We start from the raw sequence: 25667 nt of genomic DNA on the forward strand, positions 1-25667 counted from the left end.
CGTAAGCGAGTACCAAATTGGGGATTTTTGGGATCAGGTTGGCGATGAAGTAACTCATTATCTGCAAAAATATCTACTGAATCCCCACGATAAAACCATTGACCTTGAGTTCCCTCACCGCGTAATTCATAAAAATTAAATACCTCTTTTTAGGATCCCAAGCAAATGCTTCGATCATTAATGCATTTTTCTCTGGATTCTGATCAGCAACTAACTCTCCAATTGGGCTGACAGTAGTAAAATGGCCAAAGAAAAAATCGCCAGTATGAATGGACAAATGATGATCCATTATCTTTAATTCCCCTAATACCATCTCAAATAAACTAAAACTACCTTGAGATGGATTATGAAATCCTCGATTCGCGACCATCGTCGTTTCTATTTTTAAACCCGCGTTTTTTAAAAATTGTCGCAATGCAAAAACATCTGTTGGGCACTGCACTTCTGAAAAAAGTATAAGACCTAAAGCGTCATGTGTTCGCTCTGCAGGTTTTCCGGAAGAATGAAAGACCGAACAAGTAGAAAAGACATCTTCAGAAAACGTCGTCAGCATGCAAAACAAAACGATGAAACAATATAATCCTTTTTTCACAATAAATTCCTTATCTTCAACCATTACTAATCATGCGTTATAAAAGATGCAGTCGATTTTTCCTCAAAAACAATTCTATGGTTTGCCTTTTATGAGTTTTTAAGAAAACCTGGACAAACACTTATGAGTCACACAACTACGCTTTAGTCTGTTGGTGCACCTGGTTTTTCTTTAAATAAAACAACAAGCACATCTTAAAAGCAAAAAATGATTCAGTCAAAACAATACTTAATTCATTGAAATTACATAAAAATATCAATTGGACTAAAATAAGTGCACTTTTTACAAAAACTACTATAATTTTAAAACTAGGACGAACAGGAATTGAATGATGGACTCCATTCAATTAGCACTGGATGTGCATTTACCAAAGAAAAATCCATACTTAAAAAAATCTCTTTTAAAACATAATCATGTATCAGAAGAAACATACCCTTTGCTTGTCTCTTACTACACTTGGATTAGAAGAGTTAATAGCAATCTCAATAAAGCTGATGAAAAGCATCAAAATGAACAAATAAACAATGAATTCCATTGCTTGTGTAGACGGAACTTATTATTTTTTTTAACTGCCACTCGACAATTCGAGGTAATCGAAAAATTATTTAGTACGCCATCCTTTACTACACGATTAAATCACGCAATGATATGTGCTAAAAACGAACAAAATAAAATAAAACTAATAAGAAAGAAACATTTACTGCAATTAATTAATCAGCAACATAACAAACTCACATTTCTTTTGGAGAAATCACGTCATCTACCAATTGAAAACCTTAACCATTGCCTGAATTACTTCATTCATTTTGCAGAAAAGAACTTAATAAAAAATGTGCCTATGCAAGATATAGATATTATGGACTATGCATTCACCGCATTTAAATTTTGCGTAGAAAACTTAAATATAAGAAATGATTTTAATCATGAAATGATAAGTCTCAAGGACAGCGAGCATCCACAAGAAAAACCACACGCAACACTTAAACGTCTTCTGCTTAATAAGCATTCAACTTTTTTTGCATCAACAGTACAAATCGAAAAAAAAGAGACATAGCATTCAGGCCAACCGTTAATAGTTGTCGGAATGGTCATGTTTTATTTTAGCCTGACTTACGGGAAGCACAGGCTAAACAAGTGCTTTTATTGCCTTACACATTCTATACACTCAATACCACCCAAATAAGGTCTTAATGCCATAGGAATGTGGATATTGCCGTCTTTATCTTGATAATTTTCCATTAAAGCAACTAACGTTCTACCTACTGCAAGCCCCGACCCATTCAATGTATGTACTAAATTGATTTCACGTGATTTTTCATGTCTATAGCGTGCCTTCATGCGACGGGCTTGAAAAGCCTCCATATTAGAGCAGGATGAAATTTCTCGATAAGTATCCTGGCTGGGTAACCAAACTTCAATATCATAAGTTTTTGCGGCACTAGGTCCCATATCACCGGTACACAGGGTAACTACACGATAGGGCAATTCTAAACGTTGTAGTACCATTTCGGCATGCTGTACTAATTGCTCCAAAGCAGCATACGACTCTTCGGGTTTAGTGATCCATACTAATTCAACTTTTTCAAACTGATGCTGTCGAATCATTCCTTTAGTATCTTTACCATAAGAACCTGCTTCACTGCGAAAACAAGGCGAATGGCATGCGTAACGAATAGGTAAATTTTCTTCAGCTAAAAGAGTATCACGAACCGTATTAGTTACTGGAATTTCTGCTGTGGGAATCAAATAATACCCATGATCTCCAGTTAATTTAAATAGATCTTCTTCAAATTTCGGTAATTGGCCGGTACCTAATAAACTGTCCGCATTAACAATATAAGGAACATAAATTTCTTGATATCCATGATGTTGCGTATGAAGATCTAACATAAATTGGATCAAACCACGATGTAACCGAGCTAACTGATTTTTCATAACCACAAAGCGACTACCTGTAAGCTTAGCAGCCAAAGCAAAATCCATTTGCCCCAAACCATCTCCCAATTCATCATGTGACTTTACAGGAAAATCAAAAGTTGGAATTGTACCCCAACGTCTAATTTCCTGATTATGATGTTCATCTTCACCAACTGGAACAGATTCATGAGGTATATTAGGTAGACGTAAAGCAATTGCTTCAATTTGTTGCAACACATTATCTAGCTCACCTTTTTTGTGCTCCAACTCTTTTGCAAGACGGTTCATATCTTCACGCATTGCTTCTATATCTTCGCCCCGAGATTTTGCCTCTCCAATAGCTTTGGAACGTGTGTTTCGTTCATTTTGTAATGATTGAGTTGTAACTTGTAATGATTTACGCTTTTCTTCTAAGGTAGTAAAAGATGAAACATCAAACTGAAAGCCTCTTTTTAATAACTGCGAGGCAACAAATTGCGGCTCATCACGTAATAATTGAATGTCTAGCATAAAGATATCACTCTAACTTAATTTATTCGTCCCATTGTAACTGCTAATTCTCAACATGAAAATTTTGATGAGCGTTCAAACTTGTGCGTAGTTGGATAAAGAAGTTAAACAGCAAAGCATATGTCAGAATATGAAAACCCTATCCAATACGCACAAAACACAGACACACTTTAAAATGAAGTGAGCAGTTACATCAATTTATCTAACAATACCACGTGTAGCTTGGTTCAATGCATCAATCATAAGAACTACTTCAGGGCATTCGTGTTGCATCAATTCTAACTCAGCAACAGCTTGCTGTACGGTTAATCCTTTGCGAAAAATTATTTTATAAGCACGTCGCAAATTATCAATTGCTTCTGATGAAAATCCTCGTCTACGAAGTCCCACTGTATTAATACCACAAGCTGAAGTGGTATCACCCGAAATCATGAGATAAGGAAGAACATCTTTACTTACATAAGAAGCTCGTGAAATAAAAGCATATGCACCTACATGACAAAACTGATGTACTGCAGCATATCCTCCAATGTTTGCATAATCACCTACGGTGACATGCCCTGACAATGCAGCATAACTCACCAAAATAATTTGGTTGCCAATCATGCAGTCGTGTCCAACATGTGAATAGGCCAGGAAAAAGTTTTTATTCCCTATACGAGTAACACCGCCACCTTTAACAGTTCCTCGGCTAATCATACAATATTCACGTATGATGTTATCATCACCAATTTCTAATCGAGTGGGTTCACCTTTATAAGTCATATCTTGAGGTTCGTCGCCCACTGAGGCAAATTGAAAAATTTTATTATTCTTACCAATAGTTGTTGGGCCTTCAATAACCGCATAAGGACCAACCCGAGTATTTTCACCTATTTCCACATTTGCGCCAATTATAGCGCCAGGACCTACTGATACCCCATCTGCTAATTTTGCAGAGGGGTGAATTATAGCTCGTTCATCTATCACTTTTTAAATTCCTTCGCTGCACTTAATAAATCTGCAGAACAGGCCAGTTTATCGCCTACATAAGCTTCGCCATGCACACGCCAAAAAACTCCTTTTCTCGTTAATAATTTTATTTCCAAACGTAATTGATCACCAGGAACCACTACATGTTTAAATTTTGCATTATCAATACCGGCAAAAAAATGTAAAATCCCTTCATTTTCTTCGGGTGGCTGAGACAATCCAGCAAAAAGACCACCTGCCTGAGCCAAAGATTCAAGCATTAATACTCCTGGCATAATTGGACTTTCTGGGAAATGGCCAGCAAAAAAGTTCTCATTAATCGTCACATTTTTTATAGCCGTTAAATGTTCATATGCTTTAAAATCTAATACCCTATCTACCAATAGCATTGGGTAACGATGGGGCAACAAACTAAAAATTTGTTTTATATCTATAGGTTCACTCATACGCAGTTTCTCGCTTAATCAGTCTATTTAGCTGGCCTCAATGAAAAATGCATTATCCAGTTTTAATAGGTGCAAATCAATTATTAATTGTTAAAAACTTGGCCGTCCTATCCTACTTTATTTACCTCAGGATACAGTTAAATTTGTTAGACATCTAATCTTCAGAAAAAGACTCAACTGTATTTATTCGATTTAATTTTTTCTCTAAAGCACTAAGTTTTTCTATATAGTCATCTAATCGTCGAAAACGTGCCGCATTTCGACGCCAACGTTGATGTTCATGGACTAAGGTTCCTGAAGAATAAATTCCGGACTTAGGTAGTGATTTACTGACAGTAGACATACCTGTAATCACAACATCTTCTGTTAAACATACATAAGCAGCAACAGAGCTTGCTCCACCAATAATACAGTCTGCTCCAATTTGGGCATACGCTCCTATAGCAGCACATCCTGAAATAATTGTATTTTTCCCTATCAGGACATCATGTGCGATCTGGACTAAATTATCGATGCACACCCCCTCTCCTATGTAGGTGTCACTTAAAGAACCTCTATCAATTACGGTATTAGCCCCAATACGTACCTTATCTGCTATAATAACCGCCCCTACACTCAAACCTTGCTGCCAATGACCTTGTTGTTTTAAATAATTAAACGGAAAAGCACCAATAACACAACCCGAATCAATGACTACCTGAGCCCCCAATTGGCAACCCGCATGTAGTGCTACATCATGGCCAATTTGGCTGTTTTTTCCAATCGCAACAGACGATTCAATAACAGTATTCGCTCCGACTACAACATGATCACCCAATCGAGCTTCCGCATGAATGACGCTGTATGCTCCTATAGATACTCCTTCACCTATTTGAGCTGAAGGATGAATTTGAGCGGTAGGATCGATACCAGAATACGGGATTATTGGTTTTGATAAAAATTGCGTGGCTTGCATCATTGCTTGTAAAGGATTGGAAACAATAATACAATTTTTTTGGTAAAGATATTTATGTTCTGATTTAAGTAATACTACGCCGGCAGAGGTGTTTTCTAAAGCGCCTTGCAATATAGAATTATCGTAATAGGCTATATCTTTATGTGTAGCTCGAGCTAAAGAAGCAAACGAAAAAATGGCGTGCTCTCCATTACCATGCCACACGCCACCTAATTTTTCAGCAAGTTGTGCTACCGTTAGCAACGTACACCGCCAAATTAATTAATCGCTTTAGCGACTTTGTCAGTTACATCAAGAGTATCTGAGCTAAAAGGAGCTGCATCTTTTTGCACGATAAGATCATATTTCTCATCTTTAGCAACCTTAGAAATTGCTGCACGTACTTTCGCATACAAACTTTCCATAGCTTCATTGTTTGCAGTGCTCAACTCTTGCTGATATTGCTGGCCATCTCGCTCAAATTGTTGTTGTGCGCTGACAATCTTTCGCTCCATTTCTTTCTTTTGAGAAGCACTCAAAACTGCGCTGTCACGCTTGAACTTTTCCATATCAGCTTTTATCTTGGCTTCGACAGCTAATAACTTATCGCGACGGGGCTTAAATTCTTTTTCTAATTTTTGTTGAATTTCTTTGATTTGACTTGAAGTTTGCATGATTTTTTGTAAATCAACCACTCCTATCTTTGCTGTATCAGCAAATGCGTTAGCGCCAAATACGCTAAAAATAAAGGTCAATACAACCAAACCAAACCGCTTCATAACTATCTCCTAAATTAAAGAGCATGATGCTAGCACAAATCGATATAGGTTGCGATATGTACAATACGAGTTTTCAATAATAATTTTGCGAACTCTAAGTCGTCTTAGGGACTGATTACAGTCCCTAAGTTACCCACGATGTGCAGCGGAAGCGAGAAGTAAAGTTAAAATCCAGAGGACAAGGCAAATTGGAACAATTGCTGTTGATCGAATTGCTGAGGATTCAAAGCCTTAGCCAAACTAAATGCTAACGGACCAAAAGGAGAACGCCATTCAATAGACACACCAGCAGAATATCTTAAAGGTCCTTCATATTTTCCAGTTAAAGTGGGTAACGTATTTACTGCAAATACGTTACCTGCATCAACAAAAGCTGTTGTGCGTACATTGTCCCTACTTAAAGGATAAGGCAATATAATTCCTGCAGTTCCACTGAGTAATAAGTTACCCCCTACTGAGTTTCGGTAGTTGTCTAAAGGACCTAAAGAATAACTGTCATATCCGCGTACTTGACCTGGTTGCGCAGTACCCCCCGCATAATAATTCTCAAAAAATGGTAACCCATTATTATTAAACGCATTTCCATAACCTGCAAATCCTTGTAGAGAAAAAATCCACCCATGGGTTATAGGTTGATACAAACGAGCCTGATAAGAACCTTTATAATAAGATAAAGATCCCGAAGTAGCGGGTAAAGCAATTACGGCAGCAGCTTGTTGGTTGATACCTCGAGTGGGATAAGGAAATTGGTCATAAGTATTACGACTCCATCCAGTAGATAAACGAATTTCGTGAAAATGTTTTCCATATAAATTTACAAAATTCTGAATAGGAACAACATAACCTACACTTTTAATATCTATATCCTGATAACCATATCCAAACTGTAATCGACTGATCTCACCTAATGGTAGGCTATAATTCACATCCCCACCAAAACGGTTCGAACTATAAGTACTTACATTTAGATTTTTAGGATCGACTCGAGCAAAATACAGGTTAACTCCTCGTCCTATTCCTGTATCTGTATAAAAAGGATTATAGTAATTTAACGTATAATCTTGTCCCCATTTACTTGCTGTAAATGCTGCGCCAATTGCTCGTCCCGTTCCCATAAAATTGTGTTGATTCACCGAAGCGTTCAATTGATAGCCATTGGTACCATAACCAATAGAAGCGCTTGCTTCAGCAGAAGGAGCTTCCTCTACTTGGACATCTAGATCAACCTGGTTATTTGCATCAGGGACTGGGGTGGTTTTTACATCAACATTTTTCAGATATCCCAGTAATCGCAACTGTCTTTCTGACTCTTTAATGTTATGTAAAGAGAGTAACCCTCCCTCATCCTGACGAATGACGCTACGTAATACGTAATCACTCGTTTTGGTATTACCATGAAAATTAATACGACGGACATAAACATGTCGACCAGGCTGCACAATAAAGGTGATAAATACTGTTTTCTCGTTCTCATCTAACTGAGGTTCCGCATTAATTGCTGGAAATCCATAACCTATATCCCCTAAGGCTAATCCAAACGAAGAAATAGTATCAGTTACCTTTTTACGCGAAAAAACAGCACCTTTTTTAACTTGGACTAATGATTCAATCTTCTCCGGGGGTAGTATAGGTTTACCTACTACTTTATAGCCTGAAAAGTGATATTGAGGTCCTTCTTCAATGTGAACATTAATGTAAACATCCTTTCTATCCGGCGAAAGTAAAACCTGTGACGAGACAATTTTAAATTTTAAATACCCTCGATCCAAATAAAATGAGCGTAATGCTTCTAAAGATGCATCCATACCTTGTTTTGAATACTGATCTTTTTTAGTAAAATAGGTAAAAATACCCGATTTAGATAAAGCAAATTCGGGTAACAATTCATTAGTAGTAAAATCATGATTACCAATTATTTTGATCTGTTTAATTCTTGATACTCGTCCTTCAGAAATAGTAACCGTAATCCCCACTCTATTATCTGTTAGTGGAGTAACTCGAGTTTCTATACGGGCGTTATACTTTCCTCTCGCATTATATGCTTGTTTTAGTTCCTTTTCTAAACGTTCTAAAGTGGATGTTTGGAAGACACGGCCTTTAACTAGCCCCATTTCCTTGAGAAAATCTTTCATTTTGTCACTGGGAATTTCCTTATTTCCTACGACACTAATTGAGCCAATTGTTGCCCTTTCTACTACGTTAACAATTAAAGTGTTGCCTTGACGCTCCAGAGAAACCGCCTGGAAAAAACCAGTATCATAAAGAGCTCGAATAATCTCAGCAGTAGATTCAGAGCCAACTTCCTCACCCACTTGCACAGGAATGTAATTAAGAACTGTTCCGGTGGAAACGCGTTGTAATCCTGTAACTTTGATACTTTTAACAACAAAAGTATCTGCTGCGATTGTTTGAGAAGACCAAGCAATAAGCGAGGAACAACAAATGCCTAATATTAATTTACTACTGATTTTTTTCATTATTATTTTACGCCCAGTACTACGTGCACTTTTAATACCAAAATCGGTACACTAAAAATTGAACCACTTTTTATAGGAAGTAGAAACTACTGTCAAGGTTTTGCTCCAATCCTTTGGAGCATAATAGTATTATAATTAACCTGTAAGTCTGGATAAATCATTGGTTATTGCTATAAACATAAGCACGACTAACAGCACTAAGCCAAAATAAGCTCCTGCTGATTTTAAACCATTAGACAAAGGTTTACGTTTAATTGCTTCTACTAAATAAAACAATAGATGACCACCATCAAGCATAGGGATGGGTAATAAATTTAATGCACCTAAGCTGATACTCACGAGTGCAAGAAAAAACAAATAAGCAGCTAGTCCATTTCTTCCAGAGTCTCCTGCCCCTTGCGCGATACCCACTGGACCACTAATACTATTTAATCCTAACTTACCCATTACTAATCGGCCCATTAGTGTAAATGTTGCCGTAGTTAACTGAGTTGTTTGTTTTAATGACGTGCCTATTGCTGTAAAAGGATCTTGCCTCTCTAAGCGTAACCAATGGGCAGGCCACTTAACTTTTTGTGATCGCACACCTAAAAAGCCTTCAATTTTACCCTTATTTTCTTGGCTTCCGGTGTGTACCATAATTTCTTGTATCGCTTTGTCCCTTTTAATAGTTAATATTAATGATTTATCTGGATGTTTTTGCACAAAATCCACGAGAAACAACCAGTCTTTGAAAGACTTTCCATCAACACTTAAAATGATATCCCCATTTTGTAATCCGGATTTTGCTGCTGGAGAATCAGGCACTACTTCACCAACAACAGGTGGAATTGAAGGAATAAAAGGTTCTATACCCAAGCTTTGGAGTGGATCTGGTCTTTTACTATCCAACTGCCAATTAGCTAAAGGCAAAAATACTTGATGTTGACGTCCATCAACCAATGATTTAACCGTTAATTCTATAGTTTCCCCGGAGCCAACAAGAGGCATAATAGCATATTGAAAATCACGCCAGCTATTTATCTTGCTGCCATTGAGGGCAATAATTTCTTCTTTCGCTTCTAAACCTGCATGGGCAGCAATGCTGTTCGGTTTTACAGATTCAATCATAGGCGCCAAAGAGGGCATCCCAATAACCAATACCAACCATAAGGCAACAAAAGCAAAAAGGAAATTAAATAAAGGACCTGCAAAAACAATTGCTGCTCTTTTCCAGAGTGTTTGGTTGTTAAATGCCAAATGACGCTCATTTTCTGCTACTTCGCCCTCAGATTCATCAAGCATTTTGACATATCCCCCAAAGGGATTAACGACCAGGCATACTCAGTTCCTTTTTTACCTTGCCATCGTGCCAAAATAGGTCCAAAACCAAAAGAAAAGCGGAGTACTTTGACACCACACCAACGTGCCACTTGAAAATGACCGTACTCATGAATTGTGACTAATAAGATCAAAGCCAAGAAAAAATAAAGCAAAGTTGAAAGCATAGTGCTATCCTAAAAATAGTGGTAACACCCCTGATAGCTATCCAATTGTTTAGACTTAGAAAAATATAAAGATAGGTGCTCACCAATGGTGCAACCTACCAAAAACATCCTGTTTATTGATTAATTATTAAGTCCAAACAGCTTTAAAGGTTAACTCAAGAGGTTACATAGTTAATCCGAAATAAAATAAAGGTAAAGCTGCAATCAAACTATCCAAACGATCTAAAATACCCCCATGGCCAGGAATTATGGCGCCTGTATCTTTTAAATGACACCTACGCTTCAATATACTGATAAATAAATCTCCGAAGATTGCAATTATTATAGTACATAAGGCTAAAACAAACCAATGAACCTGAGCAACAGGTTTAAAATAATAATAACCACCCCAAGCAATAATCAAGGATAAAATCACGCCGCCAAATACTCCCTCCCAAGATTTTCCTGGGCTCACTTGAGGAATTAGCTTATGTTTTCCCATAATTTTACCACTGAAATAAGCGCCTGAATCTGATGCCCAAATTAAAAACAACAAGTAAACTAATAGTTCCTTACCTTGAGATAAACTATATAAATGAAACAGGCTTTGCAAAAATAAAGGCAATAGTAACAAGCAAGCCCCAGCAACAATAACAGGATAACCCCAATATTTCTGTGAGCCAGGAAAAGTGATAATCGCAACAATAATCAAACCCCATAAAATCAAGCCTAGGACTAGCCAATAAGAAAATAAATAACCACAACCCCACAAACCCAAAAGCAGCAACAAAACAAATCCAACTTGAGCACTGATTTTTTTTATAGGAATTAATTGGAACGATTCTCGACCCGCAGCAATGTAAACGATTAAGACAATTCCTGCTAAAAGCCATTGATTGCCATAAAAAATCAGCCATAAAACCAAGGGAATTAAAATCAATGCAGTTATAAGACGTTGTAGGAACATGATATTGCCCTTATGGTTTAAAAATTTATTTATGAGTTGTATATAAAAATTAATGTATTTTTTATATTAAACTATTCCAATTTTAAAACGGGATCTCGTACAAACGCTATGCGTTTTACGGGATAACATTCGTTTAGCGGCACAAAGGGATAAAAATACGCTTTATGTCGAACTCGCGTTAATTAAGAAATTTGCCCAAATCTTCTTTTTCTTTTATTAAAGGATGCTAAAGCCAACTCCAATTCATTCTCCCCGAAGTCTGGCCAATGGACTTCGCTAAAATAAAGCTCCGTATAGGCAAGTTGCCAAAGGAAAAAATTGCTAATCCGTAGCTCGCCACTGGTGCGAATAAATAAATCAGGATCAGGTAATCCTTCGGTGTCTAAATAACGAGCAAAAGTGATTTCATTAATTTCATCAATTTTTAATTCACCACTAAGGACTGCTTGTGCCATTTTTTTTGCCGCATTTGCCACATCCCACTTGCCGCCATAATTAACCACTACATTCAAAGTGAATTGCTCATTTTTTGCTGTTAAAACTTCTGCTTCATGCATTTGTTCTTGTAAAACTGGAGATAAAGAACTCCGATTTCCAGTAAAACGCATCTTTATTCCATGCTGATTTAATTCGGCTATTTCCTTGCGCAGAGATTCTAGAAATAATTCCATCAAAAAGCTTACCTCTTCAACAGGACGTAACCAGTTTTCAGAGCTAAACGCAAATAAACTAAGATAAGGCACTCCTTTTGCCATACAGCAACGAATCATTTTCTTTACTGATTCAACTCCTGCTTTATGACCTTCAATGCGAGCCAATCCTTTACTTTCAGCCCAACGACCATTTCCATCCATAACAATAGCAATATGCTGAGGAATTTTTTGCTCTGACACCATTCTTCCCAAACTAATAAATAGTGCATAGTCTAACTGCTTTAACATAAAAATGTCACTACTCAAAAACTATCTAAATGACGTGTGTTCGACGTAAGGTCACTTCCATGCTGTCTTTACGTTACTGAGCGAACGCTATCCCATAAAAGGCATCGCATTCATAGGGTATCTAGTTCTAAATAAAATCAGTGCGATATAAAGAATCGACCTTTATTTTATATCGAACTCACCCGAATCAATACTTTTTGGACAGGCGCAGATTGATGCATTGAAAGCATGATATCACAGACAAAATTGTTCTGATTCCATGTAAATTTCTCAGAAACTAAGGAATGCATTACAAATTAAGTCATGTATAATCTTTCTTCTGAATTTGATCCTATTTTGCGGAGTATTACATGCAAAAAAAAACGCCATTATTGCTCATGATTTTGGATGGTTGGGGGTATAACGAAAATAACCAATATAATGCTATTGCCCAAGCCAAAACACCTCAATGGGATGAATGGTGGAAAAACTGCCCACATATTCTTTTGCAAGCCGCTGGTGATTCTGTAGGGTTGCCTGATGCACAAATGGGTAATTCAGAAGTAGGACATATGCATATTGGCGCAGGCCGAGTTATAGAACAAGATTTCACCCGAATCAACAAAAGTATAAAAAATGGTCAATTCGCGAATAATCCTGTTTTTTGTAACGTTATTACTACATTACAAAAAACTGAAAAAGCATTGCATATCATGGGATTATTCTCCCCAGGTGGGGTTCATAGCCATGAGCAACATTTATTTGCTTTACTTGACTTATGTGTTCAACAAAAATTTACCGCGGTTTATCTGCATTTATTCCTGGATGGGCGCGACACTCCGCCGCAAAGCGCATTATTAAGCTTAGAACGCCTGGAGTCATACCTTAAAACTCACCCAGTAGCGACTATAGCTTCGATTAGTGGGCGTTATTATGCGATGGATAGAGATAATCGGTGGGACAGAATAGAACAAGTTTATTCCGTATTAACCCAAAGCGAGAGCAAGTATCATTTTGCAGATGCAGAAACTGCGATAAAATCGTATTATCGGGAAAATCTGTCCGACGAATTTATACCCCCAACTCAAATTGCTAAGCCGCACTCAATTAAGGATGGTGATGCTGTTTTATTTTTTAATTTTCGTGCAGATAGAGCCCGCCAACTCTCCACGGCTTTTCTTGATCCTGAATTTAAAAAGTTTAACCGAACAATTAAGCCCCAATTATCTTATTTTGTCAGTATGACTCAATATGATAAAAACTTACCAACGACGGCAGCTTTCCCACCAATTCCCTTAAATAATACTCTAGGAGAGGTCCTTGCCACCCACGGATTAAGTCAATTACGTATTGCAGAAACCGAAAAATATGCCCATGTCACTTTTTTCTTTAATGGTGGCAATGAAAATGTTTTTCCCAATGAAGAACGGGTTCTAATTCCGTCTCCTAAGATTGCTACCTATAATTTACAACCTGAAATGAGCGCCCCTCAATTAACACAGCAATTAATTGCAGCGATTGACAGCCAAGCATATGATGTAATTATTTGTAATTATGCTAATGCTGATATGGTTGGTCATAGCGGAGATTTTGCAGCAACTGTTACTGCCATAGAATGCCTAGATCAATGTATGAGTCAAGTATGGCATGCATTAGCGCAACACGGCGGCCAATTATTGATTACATCCGATCATGGCAATGCTGAAGAAATGTTTGACGAAAATACCCATCAAGCACATACTGCTCATACAAGTGAGCCTGTACCTTTGTTATACGTTGGGGGGCTTTGGCATTTTACTTACAGCGAAGGAAGTTTAACGGATATTGCGCCAACGATGTTGACCTTACTCGGAATTACTCCTCCAGCTGAAATGACCGGTCATTCATTATTAGAAAAAAATATTCATGAATAAACGTAATTGTACTATGTGTTGTAGCTCAAATCAGTCGGATACCAAGCGAAATCGTTTGTTCTCTTTGGTCAAAATGAATCAAAAACGAAAACCTAGTCATTGGCAAAAAGTAGCTATTTATTGTAACAGATCCCTCTTGGGGATACTTTTTTGCTTCAATATTTATGCAGAATCATCCCCCGCCGTACTGCAAACACAAAATAAGCTTAAACAGCTAGATGCCCAAATTAATAGCTTACAACAAACATTAAATTCTGCGCATGATAAACGTGGCGTTTTAAATAAAGAGTTATCAGAAACTGAAAAACAAATCGGTGCGTGTGTGCAAAAATTGCGCTCGATACAAAATGATATAAATAGTACAGAAAATAAAATTGTTGGGTTACAAAATCAAGTCAATCAGTTAAACAAACAACTTACCACGCAACAACAATTACTGACCAATCACATACGCGCACGTTACCACATGGGGGAATACCAACCGCTCAAGTTACTACTCAATCAAGATGATCCAAATAAAGTAAGTCGGATTTTAACCTATTATCAATATATCGTTAAATCACGGCAACAACTTATCAACCAAATCGATAAAACGCGTAAAAACCTTACTGAAAGTAAAGAAAAACTCCGAACTGAGCTCATAGCCAATAAACAACTTAAAACTGAATTAACACAACATCAGGAAAAGCTTAACCAAAATAAAGGGTACCATACCGCTCTCATTCAATCGCTTAATCATGAAATTCAAAGCAAACAAAATACATTACATGAAGCTAAGAAAAATAAAGAGAATTTAGCTCGCCTATTAAAATCATTATCGCAACAAAGCATCACCCAAACGAGTAAGCCTTTTAGTCAAATGCGCAAAAAATTGCCGCTTCCAGTGCAGACTCAAGGCCGATCATATCGCAACATGCATCAAGGAGTGACATTTTTTGCCGAAGAAGGAGCCGTAGTTACTGCCGTTTACCCAGGTAAAATAGTGTTTAGTGATTGGCTTAAGGGTTATGGTTTACTTCTTATTGTTGATCATGGCCAGGGTTTCATGACTTTATACGCTCATAATCAATCGTTATTTAAAAGAAAAGGGCAATACGTAAATCAAAATGAGCAAATTGCGAGTGTAGGCCATAGCGGCGGAATTAAACAAAACGGTCTATACTTTGAAATAAGATTAAAGGGAAAGGCTATTCCGCCATTAAACTGGTTGTCTTAGGTTTTTTGATCCCTGGCACCTAAATTGCATTTCAATAATTATAACAAAAGAAAATGGCTTATATTCTGGCCTGTATCTGAGGAGATCGTTATGTTGCTAAGAAAACTACATCCATGCTCGCTTGCGATAGCGTATGCAATGACTCTTATGTTGTCTCTGCCAGTATTCGCAGATGATGAATTGAATACAGATACATCAAGCAATGCCTCGAATTCAGACTCCAAAGCAGTACCCTTAGAAGATGTGCAAAGATTTTCTAATGCAATTGGTGAAATTAAAAAATATTATGTTAAGCCTATAGATGATAAAGAACTTTTTGATAATGCCATTCGTGGGATGCTCAGTGGCCTTGATCCTCACTCAAGCTATCTAGATGAAGAAGAATTTAAAGAGTTACAAACATCTACTAGCGGTGAATTTGGTGGTCTAGGCTTAGAAGTAACCATGGAGGACGGGGTTGTCAAAGTAGTCACTCCACTTGTTGATACTCCCGCCTTCAAAGCAGGAATCAAATCTGGGGACTATATCATCAAATTAGGCAAAGAATCCGTTCAGGGGCTCTCTTTAAAAGACGCGGTAAACATAATGCGTGGTAAAGCTGGGAGCACCATTGAATTAACTGTACTACGTAAAGGTGTAAATAAAGCACTTACATTTGATTTGGTACGAGAAGTTATTCAAATCAAAAGCGTTCAAAGTAAATTATTAGCTCCAGGATACGGTTACATTCGTTTAACTCAGTTCCAAGCTTTAACTGGAAAGGATATGTTACAAGCGATTGCTCAACTAAAACAAAAATCTGGCGGCAACCTAAAAGGTCTTATACTGGATTTAAGAAACAATCCAGGAGGATTACTTGATTCAGCCATTCAAGTTTCTGATGCATTTTTAGGCAAAGATAAGTCAGGAAAACCTGAAACCATTGTTTCTACTAAAGGACGATTACCCGGCTCAGATTTCACTGCGCTATCAAAAGGCCTGGATGTTTTACATAATGCGCCAATGGTTGTGCTTATCAATAATGGTTCCGCCTCTGCTGCTGAAATTGTAGCTGGAGCACTTAAAGATAATAAACGGGCAGTGATTTTGGGGACAACAAGTTTTGGCAAAGGCTCTGTACAAACTGTGTTGCCTTTAGATAATAAAACTGGAATCAAGTTAACTACAGCACTTTACTACACCCCTTCAGGTACATCCATCCAAGCAACAGGGATTGTTCCTGATATCGTAGTAAACGAAGTAGAAATTCCAAAAAATGCAGCTAAGACTGCTGATGCAACTGGATTTAGTGAAGCAGATCTGAATGGACATATACTTAACAAAAGTGTAGAAAAAACAAAAGCAAAAAGCACCAAAGCAGTGTTGGATGACTTAATGCACAATGACTACCAACTCTATGCCGCACTAACTGTATTAGAAGGCATGTCTTTAGCCAACAGATAATCGCTTTAGTATCCCAATAATTTTTAATCTATGGCCTGGGTGAAGTAAATAACCCGGGCTTTTTATTTTGTATTGTAGTTGTATGATTTGGGATGACTTTTCAACAAAAACCCAATAAAGTCATCCGAGTTGAAATTTTAGTTTTTGCCCTCATTATTTAGAATAATGCGAATTAATGATGAGTTATAAAATGATAAATAATCTGAAAACCTTTCTCTTGCTCGCTTCTCTAACAGCATTACTTATAATCATTGGCGGATTGCTTGGTGGAAGCACCGGAATGCTGATTGCATTAATGTTTGCAGGGATTATGAATTTTTCAGCATACTGGTATTCGGATACTCTTGTCTTACGAATGTATCACGCTGAACCGTTATCTGCCAGCCATTTTGTTTCTAATATTGTATCTGAACTCGCTCATAGAGCAGGAACGCCCGTACCCAAAGTTTATTTAATTAATAATGCAACCCCAAATGCGTTTGCAACCGGTAGAAATCCTGAAAATGCAAGTATTGCGGTTACCACGGGCTTATTAGAGCGATTGACTCAAGAAGAAATAACAGGTGTCTTATCTCATGAGTTAGCTCATGTAATTCACCATGACACGTTAATCAGTATGGTCAGTGCGACAATAGCGGGGGCAATTAGTGGGATTGCCAATATGTTTATGTGGCTTTCTATGTTTGGCAATCATTCAAATAATGAAGAAGGCGTGCACCCTGTCGTAGGAATTGTAATGATGGTCGTTGCTCCTGTGGCAGCAGGATTAATTCAAATGGCTATATCACGCTCTCGTGAGTTTGAAGCAGATGCAGGTGGAGCACGCATTTGTGGTAATCCAAGGTGGCTTGCTAATGCTTTATTAAAGCTCGATAAGGCGAGCCATGAGCAATTTTTTAATGAAGCTGAAACACATCCATCAACAGCACATATGTTTATCGTTAATCCGTTAAATGGAGAAAAAATGGCCAATTTGTTTTCAACGCATCCTTTAACCGCAGAACGAGTAGCAAGATTAAGAGCCATGGGCTAAAAAACCATCACCATGCGACCCGTTGGCCCAAGATTTTTTTTATTTTCACGCAAGTGCAAATCCATTCAATAATTAAAAACTTGACATTTATCTACTAATAGATAGAATAAACATTATGAAACTGACAGTAATGCAAGAAAAAATACTAAATACAGCAGAAAGCTTAATTCAGAGAATGGGTTATAATGCTTTTAGCTATAAAGATATTGCCTTGATAGTAGGAATTAAAACATCGAGTATTCATTATTATTACCCTACTAAAGAGGATCTTGCTGTTGCTGTGATTGATTGGCAACTAGAGCGTGTGCTGCTTGTATTAAATGAACTAAAATCTAATCAAGCGCTTACTTTACAAGCGAAACTGTTACATGTCGTTGATGTGATTTTATCATTGACATTACACGATGAAATGAAAATGTGCCTGGGTGGCATTCTAGCATCTGATGTGCTTTCTTTGCCCGAAAAACTTAAAAAGAAAGTTCGTCATTTTTTTGATGCGATCGAAAAATGGATGAAGGAGTTGCTTGATATAGAGCATTATAAGAATGACTCCGTTGATGCTTTGTATTCAAGAGACAATCTACCAAAATATTTATTAATTCAAATTGAAGGAGGTTTACTTTTGTCACGTTTGTATCATGATTTTGCTTATATTGAAATTGTAAAACAATTCATCAAAAAAATAGGGTAAAATTTTTTATTCATTCAATCTATCTATTGATAGATAGTTATTATAGGAGTATCGATGAAACTTAAATTGCTTTTCACAACATGTATCTTAACCTTGGGACTTTCAACCAACAATTATGCGAGCAAACAAACCATGAATACTGATACTTTAACCATTGAAAAAGCCACTTATATCTCTTTAAAAAGCAAACCGGAAACAGCATTACAATTGGAAGAGTTTTTGTATACAGGAAGTTCTTTAGTACGCAAAACAGAACCAGGCACCCCACTTTGGTTTGCATTAAAAGAAAAGGAGCATTTTGCTATTTTTGATCTTTTTTATAACGAAACTGGTAGAGAAAAGCATTTTTCTGGTCAGGTAGCCAACGCTTTAAAAGAAAATGCATCTAAATTAGTACAAAATGGCTGGGAAAATGGAGTGGTGAAAAATATTAATAATTTTGACCTCGTCACTACAAATCATTTTAATAAAAGAAAGATTTTAAATTCTAAAGTAGCTAATTTGATTGTTTTCAAAGTAAAACCAGGAAAAAATCAAGAAATTGAACTCTTTTTACATGAAGCAGCACAAGTTATTGATACCACAGAGCCGCAAACCTATTTGTGGGTCGCATTGAAAGCCGATACAGATACTTATGCAATCTTTGACACTTTTCCAGATAAAAATAGCCAAACAACCCATTTTTCCGGAAAAGTAGCCACCTTATTAAAAAGTAATGCCGATAATTTAATTATTGGTGGATGGGAAAATGGAATCATAGCCAATATCCATGACTTTCAAATTATAGCTCTTTCTTGATTTGCACATTGTATGTGCTTAATCACAGCATATATCAATAACATATGCTCCTCACTTTATGTTGGGCTGGGCCTGAATGAGATTTTTTTGATAAACTAAAAGCCGTTTCCACGGCTTTTAGTAGCTTTGGTTCATATACCCAAAACTTACGCAGTCAGCATTGGTTTTTTATAGAAAACCCCTTTTTTATCCACATTAAATGTCCCCATGACACCAACTCCCGGTTCAAGAGCTAAAAGATGTGTGGCGACTGCTTGACTGGAGAAATCAGTATTGGTTTTCATTGCAAGCACGGCGCTATTATGAACGATATGAAAAATATCGTAAGCATAACCGGCTTGAGTAATAGGATGACTAAAGTATTCTTGTTTGAACTGTGCAATAAACTCAGGCTTGGTTGTTTTAGTTAAAGCGACTGCATTTTGATGATGAGCACCTTGCGCTAAAAAGTTATTTTTACCATCGGTAATTACCGAATCATTGGTTAAACAAAAATGAATGATGTTATTTTTTTTTGCTAATGGTGCCACTAAAGCACCGCTATCAGCTCCTTCGGTCAATAGCACATTAATATGATGTGTATCAATAAATTTCTGTAATGTTGTCGTGGCTTGGGTGTTATCTGGCATCTTATCCAGAGTATAAAACTCATAAGTAATGTCAGATGATTTTAATTGATCGCGCGCGATTTCCATTGCCCCCAGCATATTTCTACCGACAACTGCAGATTTATGAGTAAAGGGAGCATAAATACCAACATTAATCGTTATTTTCTTTGCTGTATCTGTTGAGTTAGATGCGGTTACATTGAAGCCAGTCATCAATAAGACAAAAAATGTAGTTAGAACAATGTATTTTGATAAAAAATATTTCATATTTATTTTCCTAATTGATTAGCCTGCTTAGTAATTGGTTGCTAGAGAAATCATCTTCATTCAGCGCATTTCCAAAATCACGAACAAAACAATGACAAAATTATTTTGCTATGAATAGAAGCTAAATACAATGGTTGGGAATTAATAATAATTATGCAATAATTCACCCATAAAATGACAACCAGAAGCTCATCATGAATTATTTGAAGTCAACTTTATGTTTTCTTAGTTTCTCTTTCTTGTCTATTGCTCAAGCAAGTGTGCAATCCCACTTTGATCAAATAAAAGACGATCCTAATTCTTTATATGCATTTTTTAAAAGTATGCCTAAAGGCGGTGAGCTCCATTATCATTTAGCTGGCGGGGCATATCCTGAAATAATGTTAGATCTCGCATCTAAAAAAAATTATTGCTTGAATACATTGACCTCAAAAGTGAGTAAAAAATTCACGGGTTGTAATGAAATGAACACTAAAATTTTACTCAAACAACCGGACATTTATGCAAATACAGTGAAAAGCTGGTCTATGGAGGACTTTGTTCCTGGAAAAGAGTCAGGACATGATCATTTTTTTAATTCATTTGATAAATTTAACGCTATAGTAGAAGATTATCAGCCTGAATTAGTGGCTGCTGTACTGGAAGTCGCAGCACAACAAAATGAGCAATATATGGAATTAATGCTTTTACCTGATAATGCTCATTCACTGAGTTTTGGTGATTTACTAAAAAACACAACTACCTTTAATGAAAAAAGAGCGCTTTTATTAGCAAATAAAGACTATCAAGACAACATTAATCATACTGCCATAGAAGCAGAACATATCCTTCAAAAAGCACGCCAAGAACTGGGATGTACGGCTTACCCAGAAAAAAAAGGCTGCCAAATACAAATAAAGTTTTTATATTACTCACTTAGAGAACAACCTTTAGATAACCTTTTTGCACAAACACTTAATGCGTTTGAAGCTGTAGCACAATCCATAAAAAACAAAGGAGTCTTAGTTGGGGTTAACTTAGTGCAACCTGAGGACGGAGTTATTTCCTTACGAGATTATCATCAGCAAATGCAGATGTATCAGTACCTTCATGAAATTTACCCTCAAGTAAATATTGCGTTACATGCCGGCGAATTAACTCAAGAGATTGTTACCCCTAAAGATTTAGATTATCACATACATGATGCTCTGTTTACTGGACAAGCCCAAAGAATTGGGCATGGTGTAGATATCGCCAATGAAAGCGATGTCCAAGATACATTGGACTATATGGCTAATCATCAAAAAGCAGTAGAAATTAATTTAATTAGCAATCTTAAAATATTAAATATTTCTGGTCGCAAACACCCACTTAATTATTACCTAAAACACCATGTTCCTGTCGTTTTGTCTACGGATGATGAGGGGATATTAAGGACCAATTTAACTCAACAATATGTAGAAGCAGTACTGCACCATGGTTTAGATTATCAAACCATAAAGCAAATCAATAGAAATGCGATTACTTATGCATTTTTACCTGGAAAAAGCATCTGGACAGATCCCAATAAAGCTCAGCTTGTTCAAGATTGCCACGATTTAAACAGTATAAACTGCAAGCAATTTATTAAAACAAGTGAAAAAGCCCAATTACAATGGAATTTAGAACAAAAACTGAATCAATTTGAGAGTACATTTTAACCTATGTTTTGCGGAAGCTGAGTATCTACCGCCCTTGGGCTTATAGGTGATTTTGTCATTTGCGCAAAAAGAAGCCAGCCTTACCATACACTGCATCTTGCAAGATACCCTCAATACGCTTGCTGCTTTCGTAGTTAACAACCTTACTATAATAGTTTATTGATAGCCTTCTAAAACAACCAATGATTTAAAATAAAGACTATAGTCACTGATCCTTATGTACCGTAGGCTTGCTCACATTATCCATTAGTTTGAATGGCCAATAGCACCATTTTTGGATACTACGAACCAGTCGGGATGCACGGAAATGGTTTAAATTACGATGCACTAACTTATTGTTGAATTAAAATATTTTGCTCTGATTAAATCTTTCGACATTTTCACACGAGTTAATAATTCATTTACCCCCCAATGTTCGAACTTTATGAGCGAGATGTCTGTGTTGTGAATCTATTTTAAACTAATGTTAAATTCTTGCTAAGGTACGTGTCGGGTATAAAGCCCGACACGGAGAGAGTAGGAAAGATTATCGATACATCTTAAACTTTAAAAGGATCACGTAAAATAATTGTCGAATCCCGCTCAGGACCAGTTGATAGTATATCAACAGGAATATTCAGCAGCGATTCAATTCGTTTTAGATAAGCAATGGCGTTATCGGGTAAATCCTTCATATTTTTAATGTCAGCAGTCGATTCCTGCCAGCCTGGCATATCCTCATAAACAGGCTCCAAATCTTCAAAATCAACAGCAGCTTGTGGCGGTCTTGAAATTAAATTACCTTTACTGTCTTTATAAGCGACAGCGATACGTAGTACATCTAAGTTATCTAAAACATCTAACTTAGTAATACACAGACCTGTAATACTATTCAATTCAATTGATCGCTTTAATAAAACCGCATCAAACCATCCACATCGTCGAGGTCTACCTGTAACTGCACCAAACTCTTGTCCGCGTTCAGCAATCCGCTTTCCTACATCATTAAAAAGTTCCGTGGGAAAAGGGCCACCCCCAACTCGAGTGGTATAAGCCTTTGTAATTCCTAAAACATAATCAATATATTTAGGACCAAAGCCTGCACCATTGATCACAGAGCCCACGCAGGTATTTGAAGAAGTGACAAAAGGATATGTTCCATGATCGATATCAAGATATACACCTTGAGCTCCTTCAAATAGAATGTTATCTCCTCGCTCTCTATGCTCATGTAAGCAAGTCGAAACATCATAAACCATGGGACGCAATTCTTCAGCCCATTCTAAGGCAGCATCCAATAAAGGTTGAAGTGCTACAGGAGGTTGCTTGAAATATTGAGTCAAAATAAAATTGTAATAATCGAGAAGATCTTCCAATTTCGTGGCAAAACGCTCTGGATGGAAGAGATCACTGACCTTTAATGCACGACGAGCGACTTTATCTTCATAAGCTGGGCCTATACCTCTCCCCGTGGTGCCAATAGCAGAATTTCCCATATGTGCTTCACGGGCTTTATCCATCGCAACATGGCAAGGGAGAATTAGAGGACAAGCCTTACTAATACGCAAACGAGAACGAACATCAATCCCCGTATTTTCCAGCTCTTTTATTTCACTCAGTAACGCATCTGGTGAGAGCACTACCCCGTTTGCAATATAACAAAGTACATGCTGCCTTAACATACCTGAAGGAATGAGGCGTAAAACAGTTTTAACCCCATTAATTTTTAAAGTATGACCAGCATTATGCCCACCTTGATAACGAACAACAACCTGTGCATCTTGCGTTAATAAATCGACAATTTTACCTTTGCCTTCATCGCCCCACTGTGTTCCTAAAACAACAACGTTTTTACCCATGATCCACTCTTAATTTGCAAAATGCTCTTTATTGCTCTTAATTGAAAAAGTTCTGAACCCAATTTCAACAAAATTGGTCATTATAGTTATTTTTTAACAGGTACACCATCATTTTTTGGAGTAGCTTGCTTAAAATAATCAAAAAATGAGCTGCTTTGATCCAAAACTAAAATATCTTTTTTACTTTTAAAACTACCTTCATAAGCCAATAAGCTACGATATAAAACAAAAAATTCCTTATTTTGACTATATGCTTCCGCATAAATTGATGCAGCTTTCGCCTGTCCAATTGCCCTAACTTTTTGCGCGGCACTACGCGTTTTTGCTAATAAAACCATAACATCCGCATCCGCTTTGGCTTGAATCTGTTCAGCAGCTGCCTGGCCATCAGCTCGGTGTCTGTTGGCAATTTCTTGCATGTCGGCACGCATACGCTGATAAATTTCGTTGCTGGTACTTGCTGGCAACTCGATACCTTTAATACGTACATCTACAACATTAATGCCTAATTCACCTGCCTGCTTTTGAGCTGCTTTACGAAGCAACTGCATCACATCATCACGTCCCCCTGATACCACCTCAGGAATAGTACGTTTACCAAATTGTGCACGTAATAAAGTATTTAATTGTTGTTCCAGCAAAGTTTCAGCTTTAAATTCGCTACCCCCAGTGGATTTAAAATATTGTGCTAAATCCACAATTTGCCATTTAACGTAATAATCAACCATTACATCTTTCTTTTCCCGAGTAACAATACGAGTTGATTTAATATCCTTCGTTTGTATTCGAGTATCAAAAATACGTACATTTTCAATAAACGGCACTTTAAAATGCAGCCCTGGATTCAAAACCTTAACTTTATTAGTTGCTCCATCATTAACCAAGCGCCCTAGACGCAAAAGAATACCGTGTTGTCCTTGAGTTATGGTAAATACTGTAGTGAGTAAAACTAGAAATATTAAAAAGATCAATATGCCAAGGGCCCTGCCTGTATTTTTCATTATTAATTTCTCCCTTGTCGATAAACTGGTCTTGTCAATTCGCGTCCATCAACTAAACTCTCTATTTCATTAGATTCATCAGTTCCTGTTTTATTATTTTTTGCTGTTTCCAGAAGGGCAGACGACTTTGTAACTAACTGATCTAAAGGTAAATACAATAAATTGCCTGATTTGCTATCAACAATAATCTTACTGGTTTTATTCAGTACCTTTTCCATGGTTTCCAAATACATGCGTTCAGCCATAACCTCAGGTGCAACCTTGTATTGAGAAAGTAAAGCCAAAAACTCAGAAACCTCGCCCTGGGCGTTCAAAACAACTTGTTTTGAATAAGCCTCTGCTTCTTGCTGAATACGGCTTGCTTTACCCTCTGCAATGGGTATTACCTTAGCTACATACGCATACGCTTGTGCCTTAAACCGCTTTTCATCTTCTTGAGCTTTGATAGCATCATCAAAAGCTTCTTGTACACTTTCAGGAGCTCGGGCGGGTTGAGGTGCCACATTAACGATGACAATACCTGTGTTATATAAATTAAGCGTTTTTACCAGGGTATCTTGAACTTGATTTCCCCAGACTTCACGCCCTTCAGTAATCATTTGATTCAACGTAGTCGCGCCAACCACCTGTCTTAATGCACTGGAAGTTGCTTGCTGCAAACTTTCCTCTGGATTAGCTACGTTAAATAAATACTGTTCTAAATCACCAATACGATATTGTACTGCTAAAGAGACAGCAACCAAATTTTCATCACTGGTAAGCATTTGTGCAGAATAGGAATAATCCAATACTCGATCCACATTCATAATAATTTTGGAGGAAATAATTCGCGGTATCCAATGTGGTCCTGATCCTACTGTTTCTACATATTTACCAAAACGAAGAATAACCGCCTGTTCAGCAGGATCGACGATGAAAATACCAGAAAGAGCCCAAAGGAGAAAAGCAAGCAGAATAATCATCATGGCAACTAATCCACCATTTGATTTTTTAGAAGGCTCATTATTTGTTTTTGCAGTGCCGCCAAAAAGAACCTTCTTCAGCTTCTCATGAATACGCTTCAGCGCTTCATCCAAATCTGGAGGCTGATTTTTACCCTTCCAAGGCTCTTTACCCTTATCTGGCTCATTCCACCCCATGTACTACTCTCCTGGCCAATTTTAAGAAAAATAGAATTCTAGGGGGTATATGAAGTTTAAG

The 25667-nt window shown here is 37.1% G+C and carries 21 protein-coding genes and 1 pseudogene; 8 read left to right on the top strand and 14 right to left on the bottom strand.

Translation table 11 applies throughout. The features are described 5' to 3' along the window. Positions 1 to 73: 73 nt before the first annotated feature. Entirely contained in the window at positions 74 to 592 is a 519-nt protein-coding gene (locus tag EL220_RS19220) for a hypothetical protein (protein WP_232002473.1), read from the bottom strand. Positions 593 to 920: 328 nt separating this feature from the next. On the opposite strand from EL220_RS19220, the gene EL220_RS13815 reads away from it, so the two are divergent. Next, the gene (locus tag EL220_RS13815) at positions 921 to 1646 is read left to right on the top strand and encodes a hypothetical protein (RefSeq protein ID WP_128130921.1); all 726 of its coding nucleotides are present in this window, start codon (positions 921 to 923) and stop codon (positions 1644 to 1646) included. Between the two features lie 86 nt (positions 1647 to 1732). Here the strand turns inward: EL220_RS13815 and serS are convergent, their stop codons facing one another. The 9 genes and pseudogenes from serS to uppS form a co-directional block, all read right to left on the bottom strand. Beyond that, positions 1733 to 3019: a serine--tRNA ligase gene (gene serS, locus EL220_RS13820; protein ID WP_027269684.1), complete on the bottom strand. Its 1287-nt coding sequence runs from the start codon at positions 3017 to 3019 to the stop codon at positions 1733 to 1735. Positions 3020 to 3217: 198 nt separating this feature from the next. Further along, on the bottom strand, positions 3218 to 3988 hold the full coding sequence (gene lpxA / locus EL220_RS13825) for an acyl-ACP--UDP-N-acetylglucosamine O-acyltransferase (protein ID WP_027269683.1): 771 nt from the start codon (positions 3986 to 3988) through the stop codon (positions 3218 to 3220). Beyond that, on the bottom strand, positions 3985 to 4437 hold the full coding sequence (fabZ, locus tag EL220_RS13830) for a 3-hydroxyacyl-ACP dehydratase FabZ (protein WP_003635379.1): 453 nt from the start codon (positions 4435 to 4437) through the stop codon (positions 3985 to 3987). Before fabZ ends, lpxA begins: the two co-directional genes overlap by 4 nt. 154 nt (positions 4438 to 4591) lie before the next feature. Next, the gene (gene lpxD / locus EL220_RS13835) at positions 4592 to 5635 is read right to left on the bottom strand and encodes a UDP-3-O-(3-hydroxymyristoyl)glucosamine N-acyltransferase (RefSeq protein ID WP_027269682.1); all 1044 of its coding nucleotides are present in this window, start codon (positions 5633 to 5635) and stop codon (positions 4592 to 4594) included. 14 nt (positions 5636 to 5649) lie between these two features. Continuing rightward, the gene (locus EL220_RS13840; RefSeq protein WP_027269681.1) at positions 5650 to 6150 is read right to left on the bottom strand and encodes an OmpH/Skp family outer membrane protein; all 501 of its coding nucleotides are present in this window, start codon (positions 6148 to 6150) and stop codon (positions 5650 to 5652) included. Between the two features lie 164 nt (positions 6151 to 6314). Beyond that, complete coding sequence (gene bamA / locus EL220_RS13845) at positions 6315 to 8627, bottom strand: outer membrane protein assembly factor BamA (RefSeq protein ID WP_027269680.1); 2313 nt, start codon at positions 8625 to 8627, stop codon at positions 6315 to 6317. Between the two features lie 135 nt (positions 8628 to 8762). Beyond that, positions 8763 to 10114 (bottom strand): annotated as a pseudogene (gene rseP, locus EL220_RS13850) (RIP metalloprotease RseP). A gap of 163 nt (positions 10115 to 10277) precedes the next feature. Next, positions 10278 to 11060: a phosphatidate cytidylyltransferase gene (locus EL220_RS13855; protein ID WP_027269678.1), complete on the bottom strand. Its 783-nt coding sequence runs from the start codon at positions 11058 to 11060 to the stop codon at positions 10278 to 10280. Positions 11061 to 11242: 182 nt separating this feature from the next. Then, positions 11243 to 12001: a polyprenyl diphosphate synthase gene (gene uppS / locus EL220_RS13860; RefSeq protein ID WP_035905559.1), complete on the bottom strand. Its 759-nt coding sequence runs from the start codon at positions 11999 to 12001 to the stop codon at positions 11243 to 11245. A gap of 350 nt (positions 12002 to 12351) precedes the next feature. On the opposite strand from uppS, the gene gpmI reads away from it, so the two are divergent. The 6 genes from gpmI to EL220_RS13890 all read left to right on the top strand — a co-directional run bounded on the left by gpmI (position 12352) and on the right by EL220_RS13890 (position 19074). Then, complete coding sequence (gpmI, locus tag EL220_RS13865; protein WP_027269676.1) at positions 12352 to 13893, top strand: 2,3-bisphosphoglycerate-independent phosphoglycerate mutase; 1542 nt, start codon at positions 12352 to 12354, stop codon at positions 13891 to 13893. A 73-nt stretch (positions 13894 to 13966) separates the two neighbouring features. Further along, positions 13967 to 15109: a murein hydrolase activator EnvC family protein gene (locus tag EL220_RS13870; RefSeq protein ID WP_162162558.1), complete on the top strand. Its 1143-nt coding sequence runs from the start codon at positions 13967 to 13969 to the stop codon at positions 15107 to 15109. Positions 15110 to 15199: 90 nt separating this feature from the next. Beyond that, complete coding sequence (locus EL220_RS13875; RefSeq protein WP_027269674.1) at positions 15200 to 16552, top strand: S41 family peptidase; 1353 nt, start codon at positions 15200 to 15202, stop codon at positions 16550 to 16552. Positions 16553 to 16742: 190 nt separating this feature from the next. Then, complete coding sequence (gene htpX, locus EL220_RS13880) at positions 16743 to 17585, top strand: zinc metalloprotease HtpX (protein ID WP_027269673.1); 843 nt, start codon at positions 16743 to 16745, stop codon at positions 17583 to 17585. 115 nt (positions 17586 to 17700) lie between these two features. Then, positions 17701 to 18276: a TetR/AcrR family transcriptional regulator gene (locus tag EL220_RS13885; RefSeq protein ID WP_027269672.1), complete on the top strand. Its 576-nt coding sequence runs from the start codon at positions 17701 to 17703 to the stop codon at positions 18274 to 18276. Positions 18277 to 18330: 54 nt separating this feature from the next. Further along, entirely contained in the window at positions 18331 to 19074 is a 744-nt protein-coding gene (locus EL220_RS13890; protein WP_232002476.1) for a hypothetical protein, read from the top strand. Between the two features lie 146 nt (positions 19075 to 19220). Here the strand turns inward: EL220_RS13890 and EL220_RS13895 are convergent, their stop codons facing one another. Further along, positions 19221 to 19949, bottom strand: a complete 729-nt coding sequence (locus EL220_RS13895; RefSeq protein WP_027269670.1) for a type 1 periplasmic-binding domain-containing protein — start codon at positions 19947 to 19949, stop codon at positions 19221 to 19223. Positions 19950 to 20143: 194 nt separating this feature from the next. On the opposite strand from EL220_RS13895, the gene EL220_RS13900 reads away from it, so the two are divergent. After that, positions 20144 to 21628, top strand: coding sequence for an adenosine deaminase family protein (locus tag EL220_RS13900; RefSeq protein ID WP_027269669.1), 1485 nt, complete (start codon positions 20144 to 20146; stop codon positions 21626 to 21628). A gap of 539 nt (positions 21629 to 22167) precedes the next feature. On the opposite strand, the gene EL220_RS13905 is transcribed toward EL220_RS13900, so the two are convergent. The 3 genes from EL220_RS13905 to hflK all read right to left on the bottom strand — a co-directional run bounded on the left by EL220_RS13905 (position 22168) and on the right by hflK (position 25606). Continuing rightward, positions 22168 to 23466, bottom strand: coding sequence for an adenylosuccinate synthase (locus EL220_RS13905; RefSeq protein ID WP_027269668.1), 1299 nt, complete (start codon positions 23464 to 23466; stop codon positions 22168 to 22170). An 86-nt stretch (positions 23467 to 23552) separates the two neighbouring features. After that, positions 23553 to 24467, bottom strand: a complete 915-nt coding sequence (hflC, locus tag EL220_RS13910; RefSeq protein WP_027269667.1) for a protease modulator HflC — start codon at positions 24465 to 24467, stop codon at positions 23553 to 23555. 2 nt (positions 24468 to 24469) lie between these two features. Beyond that, a complete protein-coding gene (gene hflK, locus EL220_RS13915; protein ID WP_027269666.1) occupies positions 24470 to 25606 on the bottom strand; it encodes an FtsH protease activity modulator HflK in 1137 nt (378 codons plus the stop codon). Positions 25607 to 25667: the final 61 nt, after the last annotated feature.

The organism is Legionella sainthelensi, assembly GCF_900637685.1.
GTDB classification, from domain to species: domain Bacteria; phylum Pseudomonadota; class Gammaproteobacteria; order Legionellales; family Legionellaceae; genus Legionella; species Legionella sainthelensi.